19 protein-coding genes, 1 tRNA gene and 1 other annotated feature are annotated in these 20,894 nt (G+C 65.0%); of the genes, 6 read left to right on the top strand and 14 right to left on the bottom strand.

All coding sequences use genetic code 11. The features are described from left to right. Nucleotides 1-40: 40 nt before the first annotated feature. Nucleotides 41-352, bottom strand: a complete 312-nt coding sequence (locus M2343_RS05230; RefSeq protein ID WP_181559580.1) for a hypothetical protein — start codon at nucleotides 350-352, stop codon at nucleotides 41-43. A gap of 84 nt (nucleotides 353-436) precedes the next feature. On the opposite strand from M2343_RS05230, the gene M2343_RS05225 reads away from it, so the two are divergent. After that, nucleotides 437-1,636: an LLM class flavin-dependent oxidoreductase gene (locus tag M2343_RS05225; protein ID WP_264575853.1), complete on the top strand. Its 1,200-nt coding sequence runs from the start codon at nucleotides 437-439 to the stop codon at nucleotides 1,634-1,636. Nucleotides 1,637-1,685: 49 nt separating this feature from the next. Then, complete coding sequence (locus tag M2343_RS05220; RefSeq protein WP_264575852.1) at nucleotides 1,686-3,107, top strand: spinster family MFS transporter; 1,422 nt, start codon at nucleotides 1,686-1,688, stop codon at nucleotides 3,105-3,107. 21 nt (nucleotides 3,108-3,128) lie between these two features. On the opposite strand, the gene M2343_RS05215 is transcribed toward M2343_RS05220, so the two are convergent. Next, on the bottom strand, nucleotides 3,129-4,550 hold the full coding sequence (locus tag M2343_RS05215) for a FadR/GntR family transcriptional regulator (RefSeq protein WP_264575851.1): 1,422 nt from the start codon (nucleotides 4,548-4,550) through the stop codon (nucleotides 3,129-3,131). Between the two features lie 278 nt (nucleotides 4,551-4,828). On the opposite strand from M2343_RS05215, the gene M2343_RS05210 reads away from it, so the two are divergent. The 3 genes from M2343_RS05210 to glcF are packed head-to-tail and all read left to right on the top strand — an operon-like array spanning nucleotide 4,829 to nucleotide 8,755. Next, complete coding sequence (locus M2343_RS05210) at nucleotides 4,829-6,322, top strand: FAD-linked oxidase C-terminal domain-containing protein (protein WP_264575850.1); 1,494 nt, start codon at nucleotides 4,829-4,831, stop codon at nucleotides 6,320-6,322. Between the two features lie 11 nt (nucleotides 6,323-6,333). Next, nucleotides 6,334-7,485 (top strand): FAD-binding protein, encoded by a 1,152-nt coding sequence (locus tag M2343_RS05205; protein WP_264575849.1) that lies wholly within the window; start codon nucleotides 6,334-6,336, stop codon nucleotides 7,483-7,485. Then, a complete protein-coding gene (glcF, locus tag M2343_RS05200; protein ID WP_264575848.1) occupies nucleotides 7,475-8,755 on the top strand; it encodes a glycolate oxidase subunit GlcF in 1,281 nt (426 codons plus the stop codon). Before M2343_RS05205 ends, glcF begins: the two co-directional genes overlap by 11 nt. 31 nt (nucleotides 8,756-8,786) lie before the next feature. On the opposite strand, the gene M2343_RS05195 is transcribed toward glcF, so the two are convergent. From M2343_RS05195 to M2343_RS05150, 10 genes are all read right to left on the bottom strand, one after another. Next, a complete protein-coding gene (locus M2343_RS05195; RefSeq protein WP_264575847.1) occupies nucleotides 8,787-10,283 on the bottom strand; it encodes a SulP family inorganic anion transporter in 1,497 nt (498 codons plus the stop codon). 59 nt (nucleotides 10,284-10,342) lie between these two features. Then, nucleotides 10,343-10,398 (bottom strand) — a sequence feature (sul1 is cis-regulatory element that is thought to sense ions involved in sulfur or methionine metabolism; They are found in Alphaproteobacteria). 121 nt (nucleotides 10,399-10,519) lie between these two features. Continuing rightward, on the bottom strand, nucleotides 10,520-11,269 hold the full coding sequence (gene arsH, locus M2343_RS05190) for an arsenical resistance protein ArsH (RefSeq protein ID WP_319799387.1): 750 nt from the start codon (nucleotides 11,267-11,269) through the stop codon (nucleotides 10,520-10,522). Beyond that, entirely contained in the window at nucleotides 11,266-12,297 is a 1,032-nt protein-coding gene (gene arsB, locus M2343_RS05185) for an ACR3 family arsenite efflux transporter (RefSeq protein WP_264575846.1), read from the bottom strand. Before arsB ends, arsH begins: the two co-directional genes overlap by 4 nt. Then, on the bottom strand, nucleotides 12,297-12,722 hold the full coding sequence (gene arsC / locus M2343_RS05180) for an arsenate reductase (glutaredoxin) (RefSeq protein WP_264575845.1): 426 nt from the start codon (nucleotides 12,720-12,722) through the stop codon (nucleotides 12,297-12,299). The genes arsB and arsC overlap by 1 nt, the downstream gene beginning before the upstream one ends. An 11-nt stretch (nucleotides 12,723-12,733) precedes the next feature. Continuing rightward, nucleotides 12,734-13,063 carry an ArsR/SmtB family transcription factor gene (locus M2343_RS05175; RefSeq protein ID WP_264575844.1) on the bottom strand — a complete coding sequence of 110 codons (330 nt, stop codon included), beginning with the start codon at nucleotides 13,061-13,063 and terminating at the stop codon, nucleotides 12,734-12,736. A 156-nt stretch (nucleotides 13,064-13,219) separates the two neighbouring features. After that, a tRNA-Lys gene (locus M2343_RS05170) sits at nucleotides 13,220-13,295 on the bottom strand. A 136-nt stretch (nucleotides 13,296-13,431) separates the two neighbouring features. Beyond that, nucleotides 13,432-15,513, bottom strand: coding sequence for a penicillin-binding protein 2 (gene mrdA / locus M2343_RS05165; RefSeq protein WP_264575843.1), 2,082 nt, complete (start codon nucleotides 15,511-15,513; stop codon nucleotides 13,432-13,434). After that, nucleotides 15,498-16,013, bottom strand: a complete 516-nt coding sequence (locus M2343_RS05160) for a rod shape-determining protein MreD (protein ID WP_264570233.1) — start codon at nucleotides 16,011-16,013, stop codon at nucleotides 15,498-15,500. The genes mrdA and M2343_RS05160 overlap by 16 nt, the downstream gene beginning before the upstream one ends. Continuing rightward, on the bottom strand, nucleotides 16,010-16,900 hold the full coding sequence (mreC, locus tag M2343_RS05155) for a rod shape-determining protein MreC (RefSeq protein ID WP_181559592.1): 891 nt from the start codon (nucleotides 16,898-16,900) through the stop codon (nucleotides 16,010-16,012). The genes M2343_RS05160 and mreC overlap by 4 nt, the downstream gene beginning before the upstream one ends. A 16-nt stretch (nucleotides 16,901-16,916) precedes the next feature. Beyond that, a complete protein-coding gene (locus tag M2343_RS05150; RefSeq protein WP_181559593.1) occupies nucleotides 16,917-17,960 on the bottom strand; it encodes a rod shape-determining protein in 1,044 nt (347 codons plus the stop codon). A 144-nt stretch (nucleotides 17,961-18,104) separates the two neighbouring features. On the opposite strand from M2343_RS05150, the gene mutL reads away from it, so the two are divergent. Next, a complete protein-coding gene (gene mutL, locus M2343_RS05145; RefSeq protein WP_264575842.1) occupies nucleotides 18,105-19,889 on the top strand; it encodes a DNA mismatch repair endonuclease MutL in 1,785 nt (594 codons plus the stop codon). A gap of 24 nt (nucleotides 19,890-19,913) precedes the next feature. Here the strand turns inward: mutL and M2343_RS05140 are convergent, their stop codons facing one another. Next, nucleotides 19,914-20,321 (bottom strand): nuclear transport factor 2 family protein, encoded by a 408-nt coding sequence (locus tag M2343_RS05140; RefSeq protein WP_264575841.1) that lies wholly within the window; start codon nucleotides 20,319-20,321, stop codon nucleotides 19,914-19,916. Further along, nucleotides 20,318-20,845 (bottom strand): nuclear transport factor 2 family protein, encoded by a 528-nt coding sequence (locus tag M2343_RS05135; RefSeq protein ID WP_264575840.1) that lies wholly within the window; start codon nucleotides 20,843-20,845, stop codon nucleotides 20,318-20,320. Before M2343_RS05135 ends, M2343_RS05140 begins: the two co-directional genes overlap by 4 nt. Nucleotides 20,846-20,894 lie beyond the last annotated feature (49 nt).

Here is a 20,894-nt window from a genome sequence, read left to right as displayed (position 1 = left end):
GCAGCGCTCTCCTGTCCGCTCCGCCATCCTGCGCGTCGGATCAGCCCGAGGCTGCGCCGGCCGGGGCGCCGATGCGGAAATGGCCTTCCTCCAGCCGGGTCAGCTTCGCCTGTCCGCTCTGCTGCCAGGGGTCCTTCGCCAGTCGATCGAGCACTTCTTCGCGGCTGTCGGCCAGAAACACGAACAGCACATCCTCGGACTCGGCCAGCAGGCCCGCCATGGCGATGAAGCCCTCCTTTTCGAGCGCGCCCATATAGCCGGCATGATCCGCAAAGCCGGGCTGTTCATGCGCTTCCTTGCTGGGGTCCCAAAGGTCTGTTCGCTCGACCAGAGCGACGAAGGTCTTTTTCATAAGAACGCCTTTCAAGATTTTCAGACCGCATCAGTATAAGTTCAGTCTAACAATATATTCAAGGGTTACGTTGGAGAATAAATCATGAAGGTCTTTGTATTCGACTGGACCGCTTATCAAGAGAATGTTGATAAGTATCGCGAGGATGGTGTTCTTCCGCGCTTGGGTGCAAGTCATTTTGATCCACAGGCCGCCGCAAAGACTTATAAGAACCATCTCGAAGCATGGGCGGAGATGGACAAGCAGGGTTTTGATGGCATTGCGATCAATGAACATCATGGCACGCCCTTCGGTCTGGGCAATTCGCCCAATCTGATGGCGGCGGCGCTGTCGCAGGTGACGGAGCGCCTGAAGATCCTGGTCTACGCCAATCTGCTGCCCATCCACGAGCCGCTGCGCCTGGCTGAAGAGATCGCCATGCTCGATTGCATGAGCAACGGACGGCTGATCTGTGGTGTGGGTCGCGGCGCGCCCCGCGAATACAAGATCTTCAACGTGCCCATGGGTGAATCACGCGGTCGCTTCAATGAGGGCTTTGAGGTGATGCGGCGCGCCTGGACGCAGGACAGCTTCTCCTTTAACGGGGAGTTCTACAAGTTCGACGACGTGTCGCTGTGGCCGCGCACCTTCCAGCAACCCCATCCGCCGATCTGGGTGCCGCTCACCGGCTCGAAGGAGTCCATCGAATGGGCCGCCGAGCATGATGCGACCATCACGCCGGGTATCTTCCGTGGGTCCATGCGCGAGGATACCATCCGCTATTTCGCCGAATGCCAGGCCCGCCATGGACGCGAGGTCCAGTCGGACAAGATCAGCATCATGGTCGACTGCTACGTAGCCGATTCCAAGGAGCAGGCCATCGAGGAATATGGCAGCCACCTGATGTATCTGTTCAACACGCTGCTGCGCTACGATCAGGTCTGGCAGTCGGATGTGCGCAAGACGAAATATTATAGCTCCACGGCGTTTGAACATCTGCGCGAGGGCGCGAAAGGCACGCTGGCCGAGGATGACACGGTGTTCAACGAGTGGACGATGGACACGGTCCGTGGCGCAGCCCAGCACATGCCGATCGGCACCGCCGACGAGATCGTCGCGCGCATCATCGATGAGTGCAACGATGCCGGCGCCAACAATGTGCTGCTGGTGTGCAACCGCGGCGACATGCCCCACGACATGTACATGAATCAAGTGCGCCGTATCGGCAAGGAGGTCTTGCCCCGCCTGCAGGCGCACAATGTCACCTTCGTTCCCCATGCCGAGCGGCAGCAGGCAGCGGAATAGCAGTCGGCCAGAACTACAGTAGAACCGACGGACGAAATGGGGGGTGACGATGGCGACGACGACACAGCATGATCCGGCAGAGCCGGTCGCAGACGAAACGCATCCGCTGCTGCGACCCGGCTACAAGAAGTGGGCCGTGTTCGTGCTGCTGCTCGTCAGCGTTTTCAACTTCGCCGATCGCGCGATCCTCGCGGTGCTCGCCCAGCCGATCAAGGAAGACCTCGGGCTCACCGATACCGACCTCGGCATTTTGCAGGGACTGGGCTTTGCGATCATGTATTCCGTGCTGGGGGTGCCGCTCGGCATGTTGGCCGAGCGCGTCAACCGGACGCGGCTAATCGCCATCTGCGTCGCCGCCTGGTCTGCGATGACCGCGGTCTGCGGCCTGGCAACGGGCTTTACGACCTTGCTGTTGGGGCGGATCGGCGTGGGCATCGGCGAGGCGGGGGTGCAGCCGCCGACATCATCGCTCCTGTCCGATCATTACAGGGCCAATCGTCGCGCCTCGGTGCTGGCCGTCATCTCGCTCGGTTCGCCGTTCGGCTTTCTGCTCGGCCAGTCGCTGGGCGGTTGGGTGGCAACGCAATGGGACTGGCGCACGGCCTTTTTCGTCATGGCCGCACCGGGCATCATGGTCTCCCTGCTGGTCTGGTTCACCCTGCGAGAGCCACCGCGCGGATTGGCGGATGGCCGCATCACACGCGCACCCGTGCCCTCGCTGGGGACGGTGCTGCGCTTCCTCCTGGCCAAGAAGACCTACATCCACTTGCTGGCGGGGGTGACCATTGCCGGTTTCACCCTCAACGCCATCGCCAACTTCGTGCTGCCTTTCTATCTGCGCAGCTTCGAGATCAATCTGGCGACGCTCGGGGTGATCTTCGGCATTGTCACCTTCACCTCCAACGGCATTGGCATGCTGCTGGGCGGGTTCGGCTTCGACTGGCTGTCGCGTCGGGACATGCGCTGGGTGCTCTGGGGCCCGGCCCTGTGCATGGCGCTGTGCGTGCCTATCTATTTCGGCGCCTTCATGAGCCGTGAGCTGTACGTCTCGCTCGCCTGCATCTTCTTCGGCAATATGGCCCTCATCACCTTCATGGCCCCCACAATGGGCACGATGCAGAACCTTGCCGGGCCGCAGATGCGCGCCATGACCGCCGCGATCACCGCGCTGGTTGGTGGCCTGCTGGGTGCCGGCCTTGGGCCGACCGTCACCGGGGTGCTCAGCGACTTCTACGCAAGGCGCGCTTATGGCGCGGCTGATTTCGCGACATCTTGTCCGGGGGGCAGGGGACCAGATGGCATCGGAACGGCTCTCGACGCCGCCTGCCTCACGGCGTCATCGACCGGTTTGCGGTACGCGCTGGTCACCGTGCTGGTGCTGTTTTTCTGGGCCGCGCTGCACTACGTCCTAGCCGCGCGGGATCTGCGCAAGGATGTCTACCGGCCGGAAGACGAGGCAGGAGTGGTATAAGAGCTACCCCCTTACACTCGCTCAGATCGGGCGCGTCGAACTCATGGAGAGCATGACGCGCGAGGCTTCTGCCTTGGCCCAGCCCAATTGCGCATCGCCTCCCATCGGCAGCCGGTCGAGGAGCATGCGCAGCAGCGCGAAATACTCCGCCTGCTTGTGCGCCGGCAGGCGCTCCAGCAGGAAGGGATGGAACCGCGCCTCATAAGCCGCGAGGCAGCGCGAGAAGAGATCGATGATCGGGCTTCTGGCCAGCTTGGAGACATATTGGACCAGCGCCAGCAGATCATAGCGATCGATGGGGTCGCTGCTCTGTGCGCGGTCGAGGAGCTCCCGCAGTCTTGCTCGCTCCGTCGCACTGGCGCGGCTCACGGCCAGCGCGGGTACGAAGCGGTTCAATTGGAACAGCGTCGTGCCAGCGGTCTGGGGATCGACCTGCCGGCTGATGAGGAAGGCAAGAACAAGCCGGATGCTGCCGGTGCCGCGCAGATCCCGCACGATGAGGCCATTGCCCCGGCCCCGGCGGCACTCGACAAGCCCGCTATCCTGCAACTGCCGGATCGCCTGGCGCAAGGTAACGCGGCTGACGCTGAAGCGCTCGCACAAATCCCATTCGGAGCCGAGCCGCTGGCCGGCATTGCCGCTCGGCAGGATTTCGGCGGCCAGTCGTCTGGCCACGAGGAGGGCGAGCGTCCGGTCGGCATCTTGACGGGACGCCTCGATGGTCGGCGGCGAAAGCGGCGCATCGCGCGCGGCCAGCCAGTCGCCGAGGCGCCGGTGAAGCCTGTCGGCCTCTTGCTGTACGGCCGCCACGTCACGGTTGGCGACGGCCTGATTGATCGCTTCGGTCTGCCGCTTGGCTTGCCCAAGCCAATCGCCGTCATGCGATTCGACGCCGGCAAACAGCATCGTCAGTTCGTTGAGGCATTGCACGAACAGCGGCAGCACCGGGTCTCCACTCATCGCCGCCAGATCGGACCGCACCCGCAAATGCCAGGCAAGGCCGCCCTCGCGTTCGTCCGGCGCGTCCAGTCGCATCCCATGGTCTGAACGATCGGCTGTGGCCGCAAGCGTTGCGAGCAGCGGGTCGACAGCTTCGCGCGCATCCAGAACCTGCTCGCACGTCACGCCAGCCAGCTGGAAGTAATTGGCGAGCTCAAGCCCGATCCGGCCCACGTCGGGCTGCGCGACCATGAAGCCGCCGCTCGGTCCGGGGCGCAGCCGGCCCAATCCGCGGCGCTCGAGCAGGGCGACCGCTTCGCGCATGGCTGCGCGCCCCACCGCATAATGCTCGCACAGCCCCCGCAGTGACCCCATCACGCCACCGACGGGCAAGGGGCGGGAGGCGATATCGTCCTCGATCCTGCGGGCCAGCCGCTCGGCCAGGCGGGCGGTGCCGGCATCCTCGCTGGTGGACGCGCTATATATCTTTTCCGCTGTGTTCATGCGATCCTCTACGGACCGATTGAAACTGTCTGATCCTTGTTATGCAAGCGAAATTCAGCCAGCGACAACTATATTTTCGCTCGGAATTGTTGCCACTATTTTAGTCTGCCCAAGTCCGCCAAGCTCTGGCACACTCGTATCTGTCACACGCATGATGGAACTCAGGAAGATATCTTGAAAAGGCAGCTGCTCGGCGACCTAAGCGCCAAGGTCGTGATCTCTCCATTTCGTCGCAAGCTGCCCCCGCTGCCAGTGATGACGGTCCAAGGTCGCCTCGCGTGACCATTTCCATGCCGGCCCCTGATCCGCACATTCTGGATCGTCGCACGGACATCGTGCGGGCGATGCAGGCGATCGTGCCGGGGGAGGGCGTCGTCTTCCATCCCGATGGCCTGCGCCCGTTCGAGACCGATGCGCTCACCGCTTATCGGCAGATACCGCTGGCCGCAGTGCTGCCTGAGACGGTCGCGCAAGTCTCGCAGGTGTTGGCCTGGTGTCACGCCCATGATGTGAAAGTCGTCCCGCGTGGGGCAGGGACGTCGCTTTCGGGCGGAGCGCTGCCACTGGCCGATGGCATCCTGCTCGGCCTCTCCCGCATGAACCGCATCATCGAGATCGATTATGCCAACCGGGTCGCCGTCGTGCAGCCCGGCGTCACCAACCTAGCGATCACCAAGGCGGTAGAAGCGCAGGGCTTCTATTATGCGCCGGACCCCTCCAGCCAGATCGCCTGCTCCATCGGCGGCAATGTCGCCGAGAATAGCGGCGGCGTGCATTGCCTCAAATATGGGCTCACGACCAACAATGTGCTCGGCGTCGAGCTGGTGCTGATGACCGGCGAGGTCATCCGCCTCGGCGGGCGCCATCTCGATGCGGCCGATCTCGATCTGCTGGGTGTGGTGACCGGATCGGAAGGGCTGCTGGGTGTCGTGACGGAAGTCACCGTGCGCATTCTCCCCAAGCCGCTGCAGGCACGAGCAATGCTGATCGGCTTCCCGAGCATCGAGACGGCGGGGCGCTGCGTGGCGGATGTGATCGGCGCCGGCATTATTCCGGCAGGCATGGAGATGATGGACCGCGCCGCCGTCGGCGCTGCCGAAGCCTTCGTGAAGGTCGGCTATCCGCTCGATGTCGAGGCCTTGCTGATCGTCGAGATCGACGGTGTTGATGCCGAATGCGATCATCTCGCCGCAGAAATCAGCGCCATCGCGACGGCGAATGGCGCGGTGAGCCTGCAGGTCTCGCAGGACGAAACGCAACGTCTCGCCTTTTGGGCCGGTCGCAAGGCCGCCTTTCCCGCCGTGGGCCGCCTCGCGCCGGACTATTATTGCATGGATGGCACCATTCCCCGCCGCCACCTGCCACATGTGCTGCGGCGGATCTCCGAGCTGGCCGCAGCGCATGGCCTTGCCGTCGCCAATGTCTTTCACGCCGGTGATGGCAATCTCCATCCGTTGATCCTCTACGATGCCAACCAGCCCGGCGAGCTCGATCGCGCGGAAGAACTCGGCAATGAAATCCTGCGCCTGTGCGTCGCGGTGGGCGGCGTGCTCACCGGCGAGCATGGCGTTGGAATCGAGAAACGCGACCTGATGCCGGAGATGTTCAGCGAGACCGATCTCGCGCATCAGCAGCGGGTGAAGTGCGCGTTCGATCCAGCGTTGCGCCTCAACCCCGGAAAGGTCTTCCCCACTTTGCATCGCTGCGCCGAGCTCGGCCGCATGCATGTGCACAAGGGGCAGGTGCCTTTCCCCGAACTGCCGAGATTTTGATGAAGAGCCACATGATCAGGCCGACCGACATCGCTGAGCTTTGCGCGGTCATCAGCGATGCGGGTCACGACGGCATGCCGACGGAACTGCGCGGCGGTGGGACAAAGGCGGATATCGGGCAGCCGGACCGGCAGGCGTTGATCGTGGATATGTCGGGTTTTGCAGGGATCATCGATTATGATCCCGCCGAACTTGTGCTCACGGTGGGGGCTGGCACGCGCGTATCCGAGATCGAGCACATTTTGGCAGTGCACGGCCAGATGCTGGCGTTCGACCCGTTCGATTACGGCCCAGTCTTTGCTCGCCCATCCGGCGCTTCGACCATCGGGGGTATCGTCGCGGCCGGCGTCTCCGGCTCGCGCCGTCTCTCGGCCGGCGCTGCGCGCGATCACATGCTGGGCTTCGAGGCCGTCTCGGGCCGTGGCGAGGCCTTTATCGGTGGCGGCAAGGTGATGAAGAATGTCACTGGCTACGACCTGCCCAAGCTGATGACTGGCAGCTGGGGCAGGCTGGCTGCGCTCACCAGCCTCACTGTGAAGGTCATGCCCCGCCCGCAGACATGCGCGACGCTGCTGTTGCGCGGACTGGACGACGAAGCGGCCATCGCCGCAATGGCCCGCGCCATGGGCTCCCCGGCCGAGGTCGCCTGCGCCGCGCATCTGCCCGAAGCGGGGATCACGCTGCTGCGCGTCGAAGGCTTTGCGCCATCGGTGGCAGCGCGCAGCGACATGTTGCGGGCGCTGCTCGGGCAGGCGGATCTGCTTGCAGACGGCGCCGACGAGCCTTTGTGGGCGGCGGTGAGGGGCGGCGGCACCCTGCAGGACGAGGCCATATTGTGGCGGATCAGCACTGCGCCTTCCCGTGGGCCTGAGGTCTTCCGGGCACTCCAGCATCTGGGCGCGCGACGCTGCTATGACTGGGCCGGGGGCCTGATCTGGCTGAGCTTGCCGGAAGATGCCGATCATAACCGCGTGCGCCAGGTCGTCGCGCAGACGGGTGGGCACGCGACGCTGATCCGCGCGCCGGCCGCGCTGCGCGCCAGCATGCCGGCCCTCCATGTCGAAGAGCCCGGCGTTGCCACACTCTCGGCGCGGGTGCGGGCGGCGTTTGATCCGCTGGGCATTCTCTCACCCGATCGCTTTGGAGTCGCCCATGCGCACTGATTTCACGGCCGAGCAGCTGGCCGATCCTGCGATGGCAGCCAGTGAGCGCGCGATCCGCAAATGCGTCCATTGCGGTTTCTGCACCGCGACATGCCCGACCTATGTGCTGCTCGGCGACGAGCGGGATTCGCCGCGCGGGCGCATCTACATGATGCAGGATATGCTCCAGAACGAGCGCGTGCCCTCCGGCGAGACCGTGCGCCATATCGATCGCTGCCTGTCCTGCCTCTCCTGCATGACGACCTGCCCCTCGGGCGTGAACTACATGCACCTTGTCGATCATGCGCGCAGCTGGATCGCGACGCATTACAGGCGCCCCTGGCACGAGCGGCTGATGCGGCGGCTGCTGGGCGCGGTCTTGCCGCACCCGCGGCGCCTTGCCCTGGCGCTGCGCCTCGCGCCGTTGGGTCGCCCCTTCGCACCGCTGCTGGCGCGCTGGTCAGCCACGCGCCCTCTGGCCGCGATGTTGCGACTGGCGCCGTCCGAACGCCCAACGGCTGCTGGGGTGCCGCCACCCGCCATCGGCAATCTGGGCCGGGTCATTCTTCTGCAAGGCTGTGCAGAGCCGGCCCTGAAGCCCAACATCCGCGCTGCCACGCACCGATTGCTTTCGCGCGCCGGCTATGAGGTCCTGTTCGCCAATGGCGAGGTCTGCTGCGGCGCACTGGTCCGGCACATGGGGCAGGACGCCGAGAGCCTGAACGCCGCGCGTCGGAATGTCGATGCCTGGACCCCGCATATGGACGCCGGCCTGAAAGCCATCATCATCACCGCCTCGGGCTGCGGCACGACGATCAAGGATTATGGCTTCATGCTGCGCGACGACCCGCTTTATGCGGAGAGGGCCGCCCGCCTATCGGCGCTGGCCTGCGATATCAGCGAGTTTCTCGCGAAAATCGCGCTTCCGCGGGGACGTCCGCAGGGCATCCGCGTCGCCTATCAATCGGCCTGTTCGCTCCTGCACGGGCAGTCGGTCGACCACGAGCCGCGCGCGCTGCTGGAGCGTGCTGGTTATGAGGTCGCGACCCCCGCCGAGCCCCATTTGTGCTGCGGCTCTGCCGGCACCTACAATATCCTGCAGCCGGAAATCTCTGCACAACTGCGTGATCGCAAGGTCGCCACTCTGCGAGCCTTGCAGCCCGATGTCATCGCCACGGGCAATATCGGCTGCGCGATGCAGATCGGCAGCGCCACGGACATTCCCGTACTGCACATCGTTGAACTGCTGGATCGGGCGTTGGGCGGGGCGGACGCCAGGTCTATCACCTGACGCCCAAGCCCTTCATTCGCCGCAACTTCGATCAGTGCGGCGCGAGCCCCATTTCTACGCCGGTTTTGTCGTGCAGCGCAAAGCGGTCGACAATGTCGGCGCTGGCGCGGTTGTAGCCCACGACCTCGACCTCGCGCCCATCGCGGCGGAGGCGCGCGACGATCTTGTCGAGCGCGCCGACGGCCGAGATGTCCCAGAAATGTGCGCCGGTCACGTCGATGACGACGCGCGTCGCCGTGCCTTCCGATTGGAACGCGCGGGTGAAGCGGTCGACCGACGCGAAGAAAATCTCGCCGGTCACCCGATAGGTGGCCAGCGCGCCGTCCGCAGTTTCGTCACGCTCGACGGCGAACATGCGCTGGACCTTACCGGCGAAGAAGATGCCGGAGAGCAGCACCCCGGCCAGCACGCCAAGCGAGAGATCATGCGTGGCGACAACCACGATGACCGTGGTCAGCATCACCACTGACGAGGTTGCAGGATGGCGGCGCAGATTGGGGATGGAGTTCCAGCTGAACGTACCAATCGAAACCATGATCATCACCGCGACCAGCGCCGGCATCGGCACCCGGCCTACGAACGGCCCCAGCACGGCCAGAAGGAAGAGGAGGAAGGCACCGGCGACGAAGGTCGAGAGGCGTCCACGGCCGCCCGACGTGACGTTGATCACCGACTGGCCGATCATCGCGCACCCGCCCATGCCGCCAAACAGCGCGGCGACGATGTTGGAGCCGCCCTGGCCGGCGCATTCGACCCGCTTGTTACTGTCCGTATCGGTCATGTCGTCGACGATCTGCGCGGTAAGCAGGGATTCCAGCAGGCCGACCGCCGCCATCGTCAGGGAATAGGGTAGGATGATCCGCAGGGTATCGAGGGTCAAGGGCACGTTGGGCAGCGCCAGGCTGGGCAGTCCCTCGGGCAGCTTGCCCATGTCGCCTACCGTGTTGACGGGCAGGCCCATGCTGATGCTGATTGCGCTGAGCACGAGGATGGCGACGAGCGGCGAGGGGATGGCCTTCGTGATCCGCGGAAAGCCATAGATGATGACCAGGCCGCCGGCGACCATGGCATATGTCTGCCACCCGACATTGGTCAGCTGGGGCAATTGAGCCATGAAGATGAGGATCGCCAGCGCGTTGACGAAGCCCGTGATGACCGAACGGGACACGAACTGCATCACCAGATCGAGGCGCAGCAGTCCGGCGATCATCTGGATAAGGCCCATCAGGATGGTCGCCGCAAAGAGATAGTCGACCCCATGCTCGCGGACGAGCGGCACGACGAGGACGGCGACAGCCGCCGTGGCCGCAGAGATCATGCCCGGGCGGCCGCCGATCAGGGCGATGGTCATGGCAATCGCGACGGATGCATAAAGGCCAACGCGCGGATCGACGCCGGCGATGATCGAGAAGCCGATCGCTTCCGGGATGAGGGCGAGAGCGACAACGACGCCCGCCAAGATGTCGCGACGGGCAGTCGGTCCGTCAGTGAACCACTGGCGGCGGTAAGATGTCAGATGAGAGGTCATGCGGATTCCACAACAAGGCACATGGCGCACATTGGGCGCAGAGAAGGTTGCATGTGTGATGTTGTCCGGCGGATCGGCGGCCGGAATAGCCACCCGGGATTTCACCGGGTCCTTGCGATTGCCCGCCTGCTACACGGCAGAACGCGGTCGGGCAAGGGACTGTTGGGTATCAGCAAGAACCACCGCTTGGCATCGCCTTGGGATCGGCCGCATAGTCCTGACCGCCCTATGGGCGCTCATCGCCCATCCGTCAGCGCAGCCGCGGCGCGGTCAGCGGAAGGATCCACGCTGATTCCCCGCGCTTTGCGTTCGGAATAGCGATCGACCAGTTGCGCCGCATGCGGTCGCATGAGCACGGTGATCCGGACCAGTTCCTCCATCACATCGACGATGCGGTCATAATAGCTGGAGGGCTTCATGCGGCCGGCCTCATCGAACTCCTTATAGGCCATGGCCACCGATGACTGATTGGGGATGGTGAACATCCGCATCCAGCGGCCAAGCAGGCGGAGCGTGTTGACCGCGTTGAAGGACTGCGATCCGCCCGACACCTGCATGACCGCGAGCGTCCGGCCCTGTGTCGGGCGCAGGCCTTTCATTTCCAGCGGCAGATGATCGATCTGCGCTTTCATGATGCCGGTGATCTGCCCATGCCGCTCCGGGCTGCACCAGACCTGTCCCTCCGACCACAGCGACAGCGCGCGCAACTCGTGCACGGCCGGGTGATCGTCGCCGGGCACCTGATCGGGCAGGGGCAGGTCCGAGGGATCGAAGATGCGGGGCTCCGCGCCGAAGAACCGCAGCAGGCGCGCGGCTTCCTCGACCGCAAGGCGCGAGAAGGACCGCTCCCGGAGCGACCCGTAGAGCAGCAGGATGCGCGGCGGCGGCTGATCCTCGCCAATCCCGAGGGTGGGCCTGGATATCGCATAGGCACGGTCGAGTGCGGGAAGAAGATCAGGATCGGGCAGGATGCGCACACGGCTCACGAAACGAGGTTCCTTTCATACCAGGGCCGGCTGCGCTTCACGATGGCGACCACGGAGAGCATGACCGGCACTTCGACCAGCACGCCGACGACTGTCGCCAGCGCCGCTCCCGATTGCAGACCGAACAGCGAGATGGCGGCGGCGACCGCAAGCTCGAAGAAGTTGGAGGCGCCGATTAGCGCAGCCGGCGCGGCGACGCACCAGGCCACGCCAAGCCGGCGCGACAGCCAATATGCGATGCCCGCATTGAGGTAGACCTGAATGAGGATCGGCACGGCGATCAGAGCAATGACCAGCGGCCGCGCCACGATCTGCTCGCCCTGAAAGCCGAAGAGCAGCACCAGCGTGGTCAACAGCGCCAGCAGCGAGATCGGGCCAAGGCCAGCCAACAGCCGGTCAAGCGCGGCCTGACCGCCTGAGGCGAGCACCATGCGGCGCAGCGCCTGTGCCGCGATGACCGGCACGACAATGTAGAGCCCGACCGAGAGCAGCAGCGTCTCCCAGGGCACCGTGACGGAGGCGACGCCCAGCAACAGCGTGACCAGCGGCGCGAACAGGAACACCATCAGCACATCATTGAGGGCGACCTGGCTGAGCGTGTAGGTGGGATCGCCCTCGCACAGGTTCGACCATACGAAGACCATGGCGGTGCAGGGCGCAGCGGCGAGTAGGATCAGGCCGGCAATATAGGACTGGATCTCGCCGGCCGGCAGCAGCGGTGCGAACAGCCAGGCGAGAAAAACTGTGCCCAGCGCCGCCATCGAGAAGGGCTTCACTGCCCAATTGACGAACAGGGTCACGCCCACGCCGCGCCAATGCTGGCGCACCGATCCAAGCGCGCTGAAGTCGATCTTCAGCAGCATGGGCACGATCATCAGCCAGATCAGCGCGGCGACGATGAGGTTCACTTGCGCCACTTCGGCCGATGCGATCGCGGCGAAGACACCGGGCACGGCCTGCCCAAGCAGAATGCCGACGACGATGCACAGGGCCACCCAGAGCGAGAGATAGCGCTCGAACGTGCCCATCAGCTCACCCGCTGTCCGGCGGCATCGACGACCGGCTCGCCATCCTCCTTGGTGAAGGCGCCGCGCTGCGCATCGGGCAGGATATCGAGGACAAGCTCGGACGGGCGACAAAGCCGCACGCCCAGCGGCGTCACCACGAGCGGGCGATTGATGAGGATCGGGTGCGCCATCATCGCATCGAGCAGCGCGTCATCGCTCAGGCTCTCATCGCCCAGCCCGAGTTCGGCAAACGGCGTGCCCTTTTCCCGCAGCAGTGCGCGCGGCGTCAGCCCGGCCCGCGCGATCATCTGGGCGAGCAGCGCTCGCGTCGGCGGGCATTTCAGATATTCGATGACATGCGGCTCGACCCCGGAATTGCGGATGAGCGCCAGCGTGTTGCGCGAGGTTCCGCAATCGGGATTATGATAGATGACGATGGTGGACATGATCCCGTCCTTCAGCAGCAGGAGAGTTCGGCAAGCAGCGGCTCGCACAGATCTGCGCGGCCCTGGCAGCAATCCTTGGCAAGAAAGAGCATCAGATCGCGCAAAGCTGCGATACTGGCGCGCTGGATCTGCTGGCGTCCCCGCTTTTCCGAGATCACCAGCCCGGCCTTCGCCATGACCGCCAGATGGGTCGAGAAGGTGCTCTGCGTCAGCCCGCTCGCCGCGACAAGCTGACCCGTCGAAAGACCCTCCGGCTCATGCCGCACGAGGAGATGGAAGGTCGACAGGCGGGTCGGGTGGGAGAGGGCCGCTAGAATGCCGAGGGCGTTATCGGTGTCCATTCATCGGGAATAGCCGATAGGACTGGCTCGCGCAATATCGAACGGGAAAACCCGATGCTATTTTCAGACGACGAACGGGGCCGCCGCCGGACGCTTGGAATCTAATGTGGAAGCAATGTCTCGCTTCGCTCTAGAGATTGAAATTTAGGAGAAAAATGGTGGACGCACTTGGGCTCGAACCAAGGACCCGCTGATTAAGAGTCAGCTGCTCTACCAACTGAGCTATGCGTCCACTTCGGCGGCTCGTTGATCGTTTGATCAACATCCCGTCGGGAGGTGGGCCGTTAACATGGTGTTTTCAGGATGCCAACAAAAAATCCGAGGCATGGCAAAAAAAGATGCTGCTTTGCGAGGAAACCGCATGCGGCTCAATCGGTGTCGCGGGTGCCGGGGCCGACGGGGGCATCGATGTCGCCATCCTCGCTCGTATTGGCGCCGTCTTCGCTCCCGGTCTGCGCCGGGGTGGCGGGAGTCGGGGAGGCCGCATTGCCGGGCTCGGGCATGAGGGGCGCAGACTCAAGGCCGCGCGCAATACGGAAGGCGTTGAGCTGGCGCTCCATGCGCATCTGCGGCGTGCCGCCCCAGGTCGCTTCGAAGCGCTGCAGCTTCTCCATCGCCTTGGCGGGATCGTAGAGATAGGTGATGCAATCGCCCGAAATCATCGGCGCATCCTGCACCCGGTCCATGTGGCCGCCATGTTCGATGATCGTGGCGATGGCGTAGCGCGGATTGTCATGCGGCGCGAAGCCCTGGAACAGGGCGTGATCGCGCAGGCGGAAAGGCTGGCTTGCCGCGCGCTGCCCGCGGGTGCTGATCGCGCCGACCTGCGCCGTGCCGGTCTTGGCGGCGAGCATTACGCCAGGAACGTCCAGCCGCGCTGCACGGCCGGTGCCGCCGCCGTTGACCACATCCTTCATGGCATTGCGGATGACCGTAAGATGCTCGAGCGACACGCCCAGCGGCTCGCCCTGATGGCGCTTGCCGTCGACGATGAAATGCGGATCGAGATCAAGCCCGGTGGCGAGGCGCGCGGCCATCACGCACATCTGTGTCGGGTTCACCAGCATATAGCCCTGGCCGATGGTCGCGTTGACCGTGTCATAGGTCTGCCAGGGCTGGTTGTACTTCTTCATCTTCCAGGCCGGGTCCGGCACGGTGCCGTAGCTCTGGTTGGGGAAGGGCAGGTCGAAGCGCTGGCCGAGGCCCAGCCGCCGCGCCATCATGGCGATGGCGTCCATGCCGATCTTCTGGGCAAAGTAATAGAAATAGATGTTGCAGCTCTGCTCGATGGCGCGGTGCATGTTCGTCGTGCCGTGGCCGCGGCGCGCATGGCAGTGGAACAGGCGATTGCCCACCCGCAGCGCCCCGGTGCAGTTCACCGTCGCATCCGCTGGCAACCCGGCTTCGAGGAAGGAGAGGGCGATCATCGGCTTCACTGTCGACCCGGGCGGATACAGCCCGCCCAGTGTCTTGTTGCGCAGCGGCACATGGTCGTCTTGCGAGAGCATCTGCCATTCGTGATGCGAAATGCCCTCGGAGAAGCTGTTGGGGTCGAAGCTCGGCATCGAGGTCGAGCAGAGAATGTCCCCGGTTTGGCAATCCATGATCACCACGGCGCCGCTCTGCGTGCCCAACCGCCGGCCGGCGAATTCCTGCAGGCCAGCATCGATGGTCAGCTTGATCGAGCGGCCCGGCGTATCGGGCCGGGTTTCGAGGTCGCGCACCATCGCCCCGCGCGCCGTCACTTCCACGCGGCGGGCGCCGGGCTTGCCGGTGAGAACCGAATTGAGCGACTTCTCCAGCCCCTGCTTGCCGAGCTTGAAGCCCGGCGTAATCAGCAAGGGGTCGCGCGATGCATTATATTCCTCGGCTGACGGCGTGCCGACATAACCGAGTAGATGGCCGACTGGCGGCCCAGCAGGATAATAACGCGAAAAGCCTTGCGAGGGCACGACGCCGGGAAAATCGGGCAGGCGGACGGAGAGCGCCGCATATTGCTCGTAGCTCAGGTCATCGGCCACCTGCACGGGCTGATAGCCCGCCGCGCGGTCGAGATGCTCGTTGATCCGGTCCACATCATTGGGCGTCAGCGCCAGCAGCGTAGCCAGCTCGCGCACCACCCGCTCCCGGTCCCGCAAGCGATCCGGGATGATGTCGACACGGAAATTGGTACGGTTCGAGGCCAGCGCCTGCCCGCGCCGATCCAGAATCCAGCCCCGCCGGGGCGGGGTGATGGTCAGGTTGATGCGGTTGCTGTCGGAGAGGAGCTGGTACTTCTCATTTTCCGCAATCGCGATCCACCCCATGCGCCCCACCAGCAGACCGCCCACCGCCAGTTGCGCCCCACCGAGCACGAAGGTGCGGCGGTTGAAGCTGTAGGCCTGGCTGGCGGGGGTGACGACTTTGTTGGGGAACAGGATCTTGCGGAAGGAAATCACGGAAGCCGCCATTTGTCCAACGCGGCACAGATGCGCACGATGAAGGGGAACAAGGCGACACTATAGAGGAACTGCGGGAGGATTTGAATGATTTCCCCGCCATGGCCGGAGAGATGTACGGCAAGCCAGCCACCGGCCAGCGCAAAGCCGATTGCCAGCGAGCCGAGTAGCCAGCCATGCCAGTAATCGCGCCACAGGTTCCGCTGCCCCTCAAAGTCGAAAGCGAGCAGCAGGATCGTCCACAGAAATACCGCGCTGCCGACCGGCTGCCCGTTCATCAGATCATCGACCAGCCCCAGCGGCACGCCGATCCACAGCGGCCAGATGTCCGGACGCAGCACCCGCCAGGCGATCAGCATCATCAGGCCGAACGGCGGGAGCAGGGGGGTCTGCGCGATGACCGGCATGAGCGGCGCCAGCATCGAGCCCAGAATGACGGACGCGACCGGCACGCCGCGCAGGTGCAGCCAGGTCCGCTTGCGGCCGATCCGGTTGCTGTAGCGGCTGTTCATGGCGCGGCGGGCGGCTGCGCGGCATTGCCGGCACGCTCGGCTTCTTCCGGGCGGAACGGAGCCTGCACGACCACCAACTCCACGCGCGAGGGATTGGCGAGCGGAATGGCGATGGCCTTCTCGCCTTCGCGCCGCGCGACGATCGCTACAGGGATGTTGGAGCGGTATAGGCCGCCAATACCGGACGTGACCAGCACGTCGCCGGGCTTGAAGGGATTGCGCTCTGCATTGAGCGCGCGGATCTCGACCGTGCCGTCACCCCGACCGGAGCTGATGCCCGGAATATTGTCGCTCGTGCGCCGCACCGGCACGATATTGCCTTCATCGATGAGCAGCAGCACGTCGGCGGTGTTCGGTCCGGCACGCAACACGCGGCCAACCAGGCCCTCCGGCGCGCGCACCGGCATGCCCGCGCTCACGCCCTCGCTGCGGCCCATGTCGAGACGCGCCAGGCGGGCGGCACTGGCCGGTGTGGAGGAAATCAGATGGCCGGCAGCGACCACGCCCTGATCGGTTTCGGTCAGCTTGAGCAGGTCGCGCAGCCGGATATTCTCCTGGCGGATCGCTTCGGCCTCGATGAGGCGCGTGCGGTTCGCTTCCACCTGCCGGCGCAGGGCGGCATTCTGCGAGCCGGCGTTGATATAGGCGGCAAACTCTTCCTCGATATTGCCGACGCCGACGACGACCGAGCGCAGATTGCTGGAGATGGGGCGCGTGACTTCCGCCGCCGCCGACCGCAGGCCAGCAAAGCCAGCGGGATCGGCAATGGAGACGATCAGCATCAGCAGGCCAGTGACCGCGCCGAGCAGCGCGATCACATAGCTGGCGAACAGTCCATATTGCGCTTTCCGGTTGAAGCCGGGGCGCCTGTTGCCGGGTGGCGCCATGCGAACAACCTCGGGCTTAGGCGGTCTGGAGCACGCCGCGGAAGACCGGGTCCTCCATCGCGCGCCCCGTGCCGATGGCGACGCAGGTCAGCGGGTCTTCCGCAACGGTGACGGGAAGCCCGGTCTCGTCGCGCAGTTCCTCGTCCAGCCCCTTGAGCAGGGCGCCGCCGCCGGTGAGGACGATGCCCTGATCGACAATATCGGCGGCCAGCTCCGGCGCGGTGTTTTCAAGCGCGATGCGCACGCCTTCCACGATGGTGCCAATGGGCTCGGCCAGCGCATCGGCGATTTGGCCCTGATTGATCGCGATTTCCTTGGGCACGCCGTTCACGAGGTCGCGGCCCTTGATGTGGATCGTCGCGCCCACGCCGTCGGCCGGCTTCTGGGCGATGCCATATTCCTTCTTGATCCGCTCGGCCGTGGCTTCGCCGATCAGCAGATTGTGGTGGCGACGGACATAGGAGACGATGGCTTCGTCCATCTTGTCGCCGCCCACGCGCACGCTGGTGGTATAGGCAAGGCCGCGCAGCGAGAGCACGGCGACCTCGGTGGTGCCGCCGCCAATGTCGACCACCATCGAGCCGATGGGCTCGGTGACCGGCATGTCGGCACCGATCGCAGCGGCCATCGGTTCCTCGATCAGGAAGACCTGGCTCGCGCCGGCGTTGCTGGCGGCATCACGGATCGCGCGGCGCTCGACGCTGGTCGAGCCGGACGGCACGCAGATCACGATCTCGGGAAAGCGGGGGAAGCGGCGATGGCCATGGACCTTGCTGATGAACCATTTGATCATCTGCTCGGCAATGTCGATGTCGGCGATCACGCCGTCGCGCAGCGGGCGGATGGCCTCGATGGATTCCGGCGTCTTACCCATCATCAGCTTGGCGTCTTCGCCCACGGCCTTGACGCGCTTCACGCCGTTGATCGTCTCCACCGCAACCACGGATGGTTCATTGAGGACAATGCCGTGACCGCGCACATAGACCACCGTGTTGGCCGTGCCGAGGTCGATCGCCATGTCCCTGGAAGTGAACTTGAACCAATTGGAGAAGAACGCCATTGACTGTCCTGTTCATGCCGGTCGCGCCGGTGAGGACGCGGCTTTCAGATGCTCCGGGGAATGCCCGCCCTGCCGACTCCAGCCACCGGAAAAACGGGTGGCTTTCGCTCGCGTAGGAGGCTCGCTTGGTCTAGTCGCAATCCAATGTCAATACGCCGCCTCCCCGAGTCCCTTGTTAATCGAATTGCCGCCGGAGAGGTGGTCGAGCGCCCTGCGAGCGCGCTCAAGGAGTTGCTGGAAAACGCGCTGGATGCGCAGGCCCGCTCCGTTGCGATCTCGCTGCAGCAGGGCGGCCTCGGCGGCCTGAGCGTCACCGATGATGGCCATGGCATCAGCCGCGACGATCTGCCGCTTGCGCTGGAGCGCCACGCGACATCCAAGCTGCCTGACGAGGCCATCGAGGCGGTCAGGACGCTCGGTTTTCGGGGTGAGGCGCTGCCCTCGATCGGCAGCGTCTCGCGGCTCAGCATCGCCAGCCGTCAGCGCGATGCGGATGGATGGCGCCTGGTGTGCGACAATGGCGTGCTGGCCACCGCCGCCCCCTGCGCGATGGCGCCCGGCACGCGCGTGGAGATGGATGGGCTGTTCGAGCGCGTTCCGGCGCGCCGCAAGTTCCTGCGCTCGGCCCGGTCAGAATATGCCGCCTGCCTCGACATCGTCCGGCGCCTCGCCATGGCGCGCAACGATGTCGCCTTCGTGCTGGAGCATGACGGGCGCCGCGTGTTCTCGCTACCGGGCGGGCAGACGAGAGAGGACCGCGTGGCCCAGCTCATCGATCGCGAGTTGGCGGACAATCACGTCATTGTCTCGCTGGAGCGGGAGGCCGTAACGATCAGCGGCGTCGCCTCGCTGCCGACCTATCATCGCGGCTCGGCCGATCATCAATATCTCTTCGTCAACGGCCGCCCGGTGCGGGATCGTCTGCTGGTCGGCGCGGTGCGCGGCGCCTATGCCGATTTCATTGCGCGGGACCGGCATCCGGTGCTGGCCTTGTTCCTCAATGTGCCGATGCCGGACGTGGACGTGAACGTGCACCCCGCCAAGACCGAAGTGCGCTTCCGCGATCCCGCCTTCATGCGCGGGATGATCGTCAGCGGCCTGCGCCGCGCGCTCGACGATGCCGGCATGCGCGTCGCCAACCGGCCCGAGGCCAGCGCTGCCGATCTGTGGCAGCGCGAAGAGGCGCCCGCACAGCCACCCGAGGCTGCGACACCCTGGCCAGCGCCTTCACCCGGGGGCGCTTATGGCGGCGTGCCCCTGTTCGGAGACCGGCAGGCCCGTTTCACCGGTTTTGCGCCGTCTGGCCGGGCGGAAGCGCCGGTCGCGCAGCCGCCGACCGAGCATCGCGAGTTTCCGTTGGGCGTGGCGCGCGGGCAGGTGGCGCGAACCTATATCGTCGCCGAAGCCGAGGATGGGCTGGTGCTGGTCGATCAGCATGCCGCGCACGAGCGCCTCGTGTTGGAGCGGATGCGGCGGGCTCTCGTAGACGGCGCCGTCGCGCGGCAGGCGCTGCTGTTGCCGGAAGTGGTCGAGCTGGATGAGCCGGCCTGCGACCGGATCGAATCGCGCGCCGCCGAGCTGGCCGAACTCGGTCTGGAGGTCGAGCGCTTCGGCCCGGCGGCGATCCTCGTCCGCGCCGCACCGGCCCTGCTGGGCACCAGCGACGTGCCCGGCCTCGTTCGCGATCTCGCCGACGATCTGGCCGCGCTTGGCGATGCCGCCTCGCTCAAGGCCCGGCTCGATCTCGTCGCCGCGACCATGGCTTGCCACGGCTCGGTGCGGGCAGGGAGGGTGCTCTCCGTGGCGGAAATGAACGCGCTGCTTCGCGAGATGGAGGTCACGCCCCATAGCGGGCAATGCAACCATGGCCGGCCGACCTGGATCAAGCTGGCGCATGGCGACATCGAGAAGCTGTTCGGCCGGCATTGAGCCGGCGCGGCTTGTTCGCGCTGCTTATTCGCTCTTGCCGGCCGGGATGAATTCCCGCCGGAACACCGCCGAGCGGATGTTGGTGAAGACGTCGCCCACATATTCATACAGCGCGAAACTGTTGATGTGGATGCGGTCGCCCTTCTTGAGTGGGCCGGAGGTGAAATCGGGCGCATCGACAGTGGCCAGAAACTCCGATTCCAGCTCGGCGACCAGCCGCTTGCCATCGGTGAAGACATTGCGAACCTGAATGATGCGCCGCGTCTGCTGGTTCACCTTCTTGTAGAAGGCGACGATGGCATCGTGCCCGACCAGCTCCGTGCCATTGCCGATGACCAGATGCACGTCAGGCGCGTAATTCTTCACCAGCGCAGGCCAATCCTGCGCGTTGAACGAGGCGATATAGGCCCGGAAGCGATCTTCCTGTGTCATGCGCTGCGCCCCTTCTGCGGACTGAACCGGGCCGAGCGGACCCGCGTAAACAGGCCATCCTTGATGTCGTACATGACGAAGTTGACGCTCGAGCGCGTGTCGCCCGCCTTGAGCGCGCCGGTCGGCATGTCCGGCCAGTCGGTGTGCGCCACCAGCGTCGTGCGGAGCACCGCGAGGATATGCGCGCCGGAGGGATCGCCCACATAGGTCAGCAGATCGACCTTCTCATGCAGATGCTTGCGCACGCCGCGATAGAAATCGAGCACCGCCTGCCGGCCGGTCACCTGCGCGGCCTGGCCGAAGAACTGCACGTCATCGGCATAATAAGCGCTAAATACCGCTTCGTCGGCGCGGTTGAACGCGGCCAGATACGCCTCGAACCAGGGCTGCGACGGCACGGTGCCCTCCTGCGTTGCGGCTCTTGCAAGCGCGCTGGTGCTGCCGATGCCGAGTGCTGCCGCCCCGGCGATGAACGTGCGCCGTGATGGTGCGAGCGCTACCGGCACAGCCTTGTCATCCTTCATGATCCTCTCCTTGCCGCCCCCATGGCCGACGCGCGCAGGGTGCAGCAAG

The organism is Sphingobium sp. B8D3B, from assembly GCF_025961875.1.
Classification (GTDB): domain Bacteria; phylum Pseudomonadota; class Alphaproteobacteria; order Sphingomonadales; family Sphingomonadaceae; genus Sphingobium.
The sequence above is the reverse complement of the archived record's forward strand: the minus strand, read 5'-3'. Positions and strand labels throughout refer to the sequence as shown.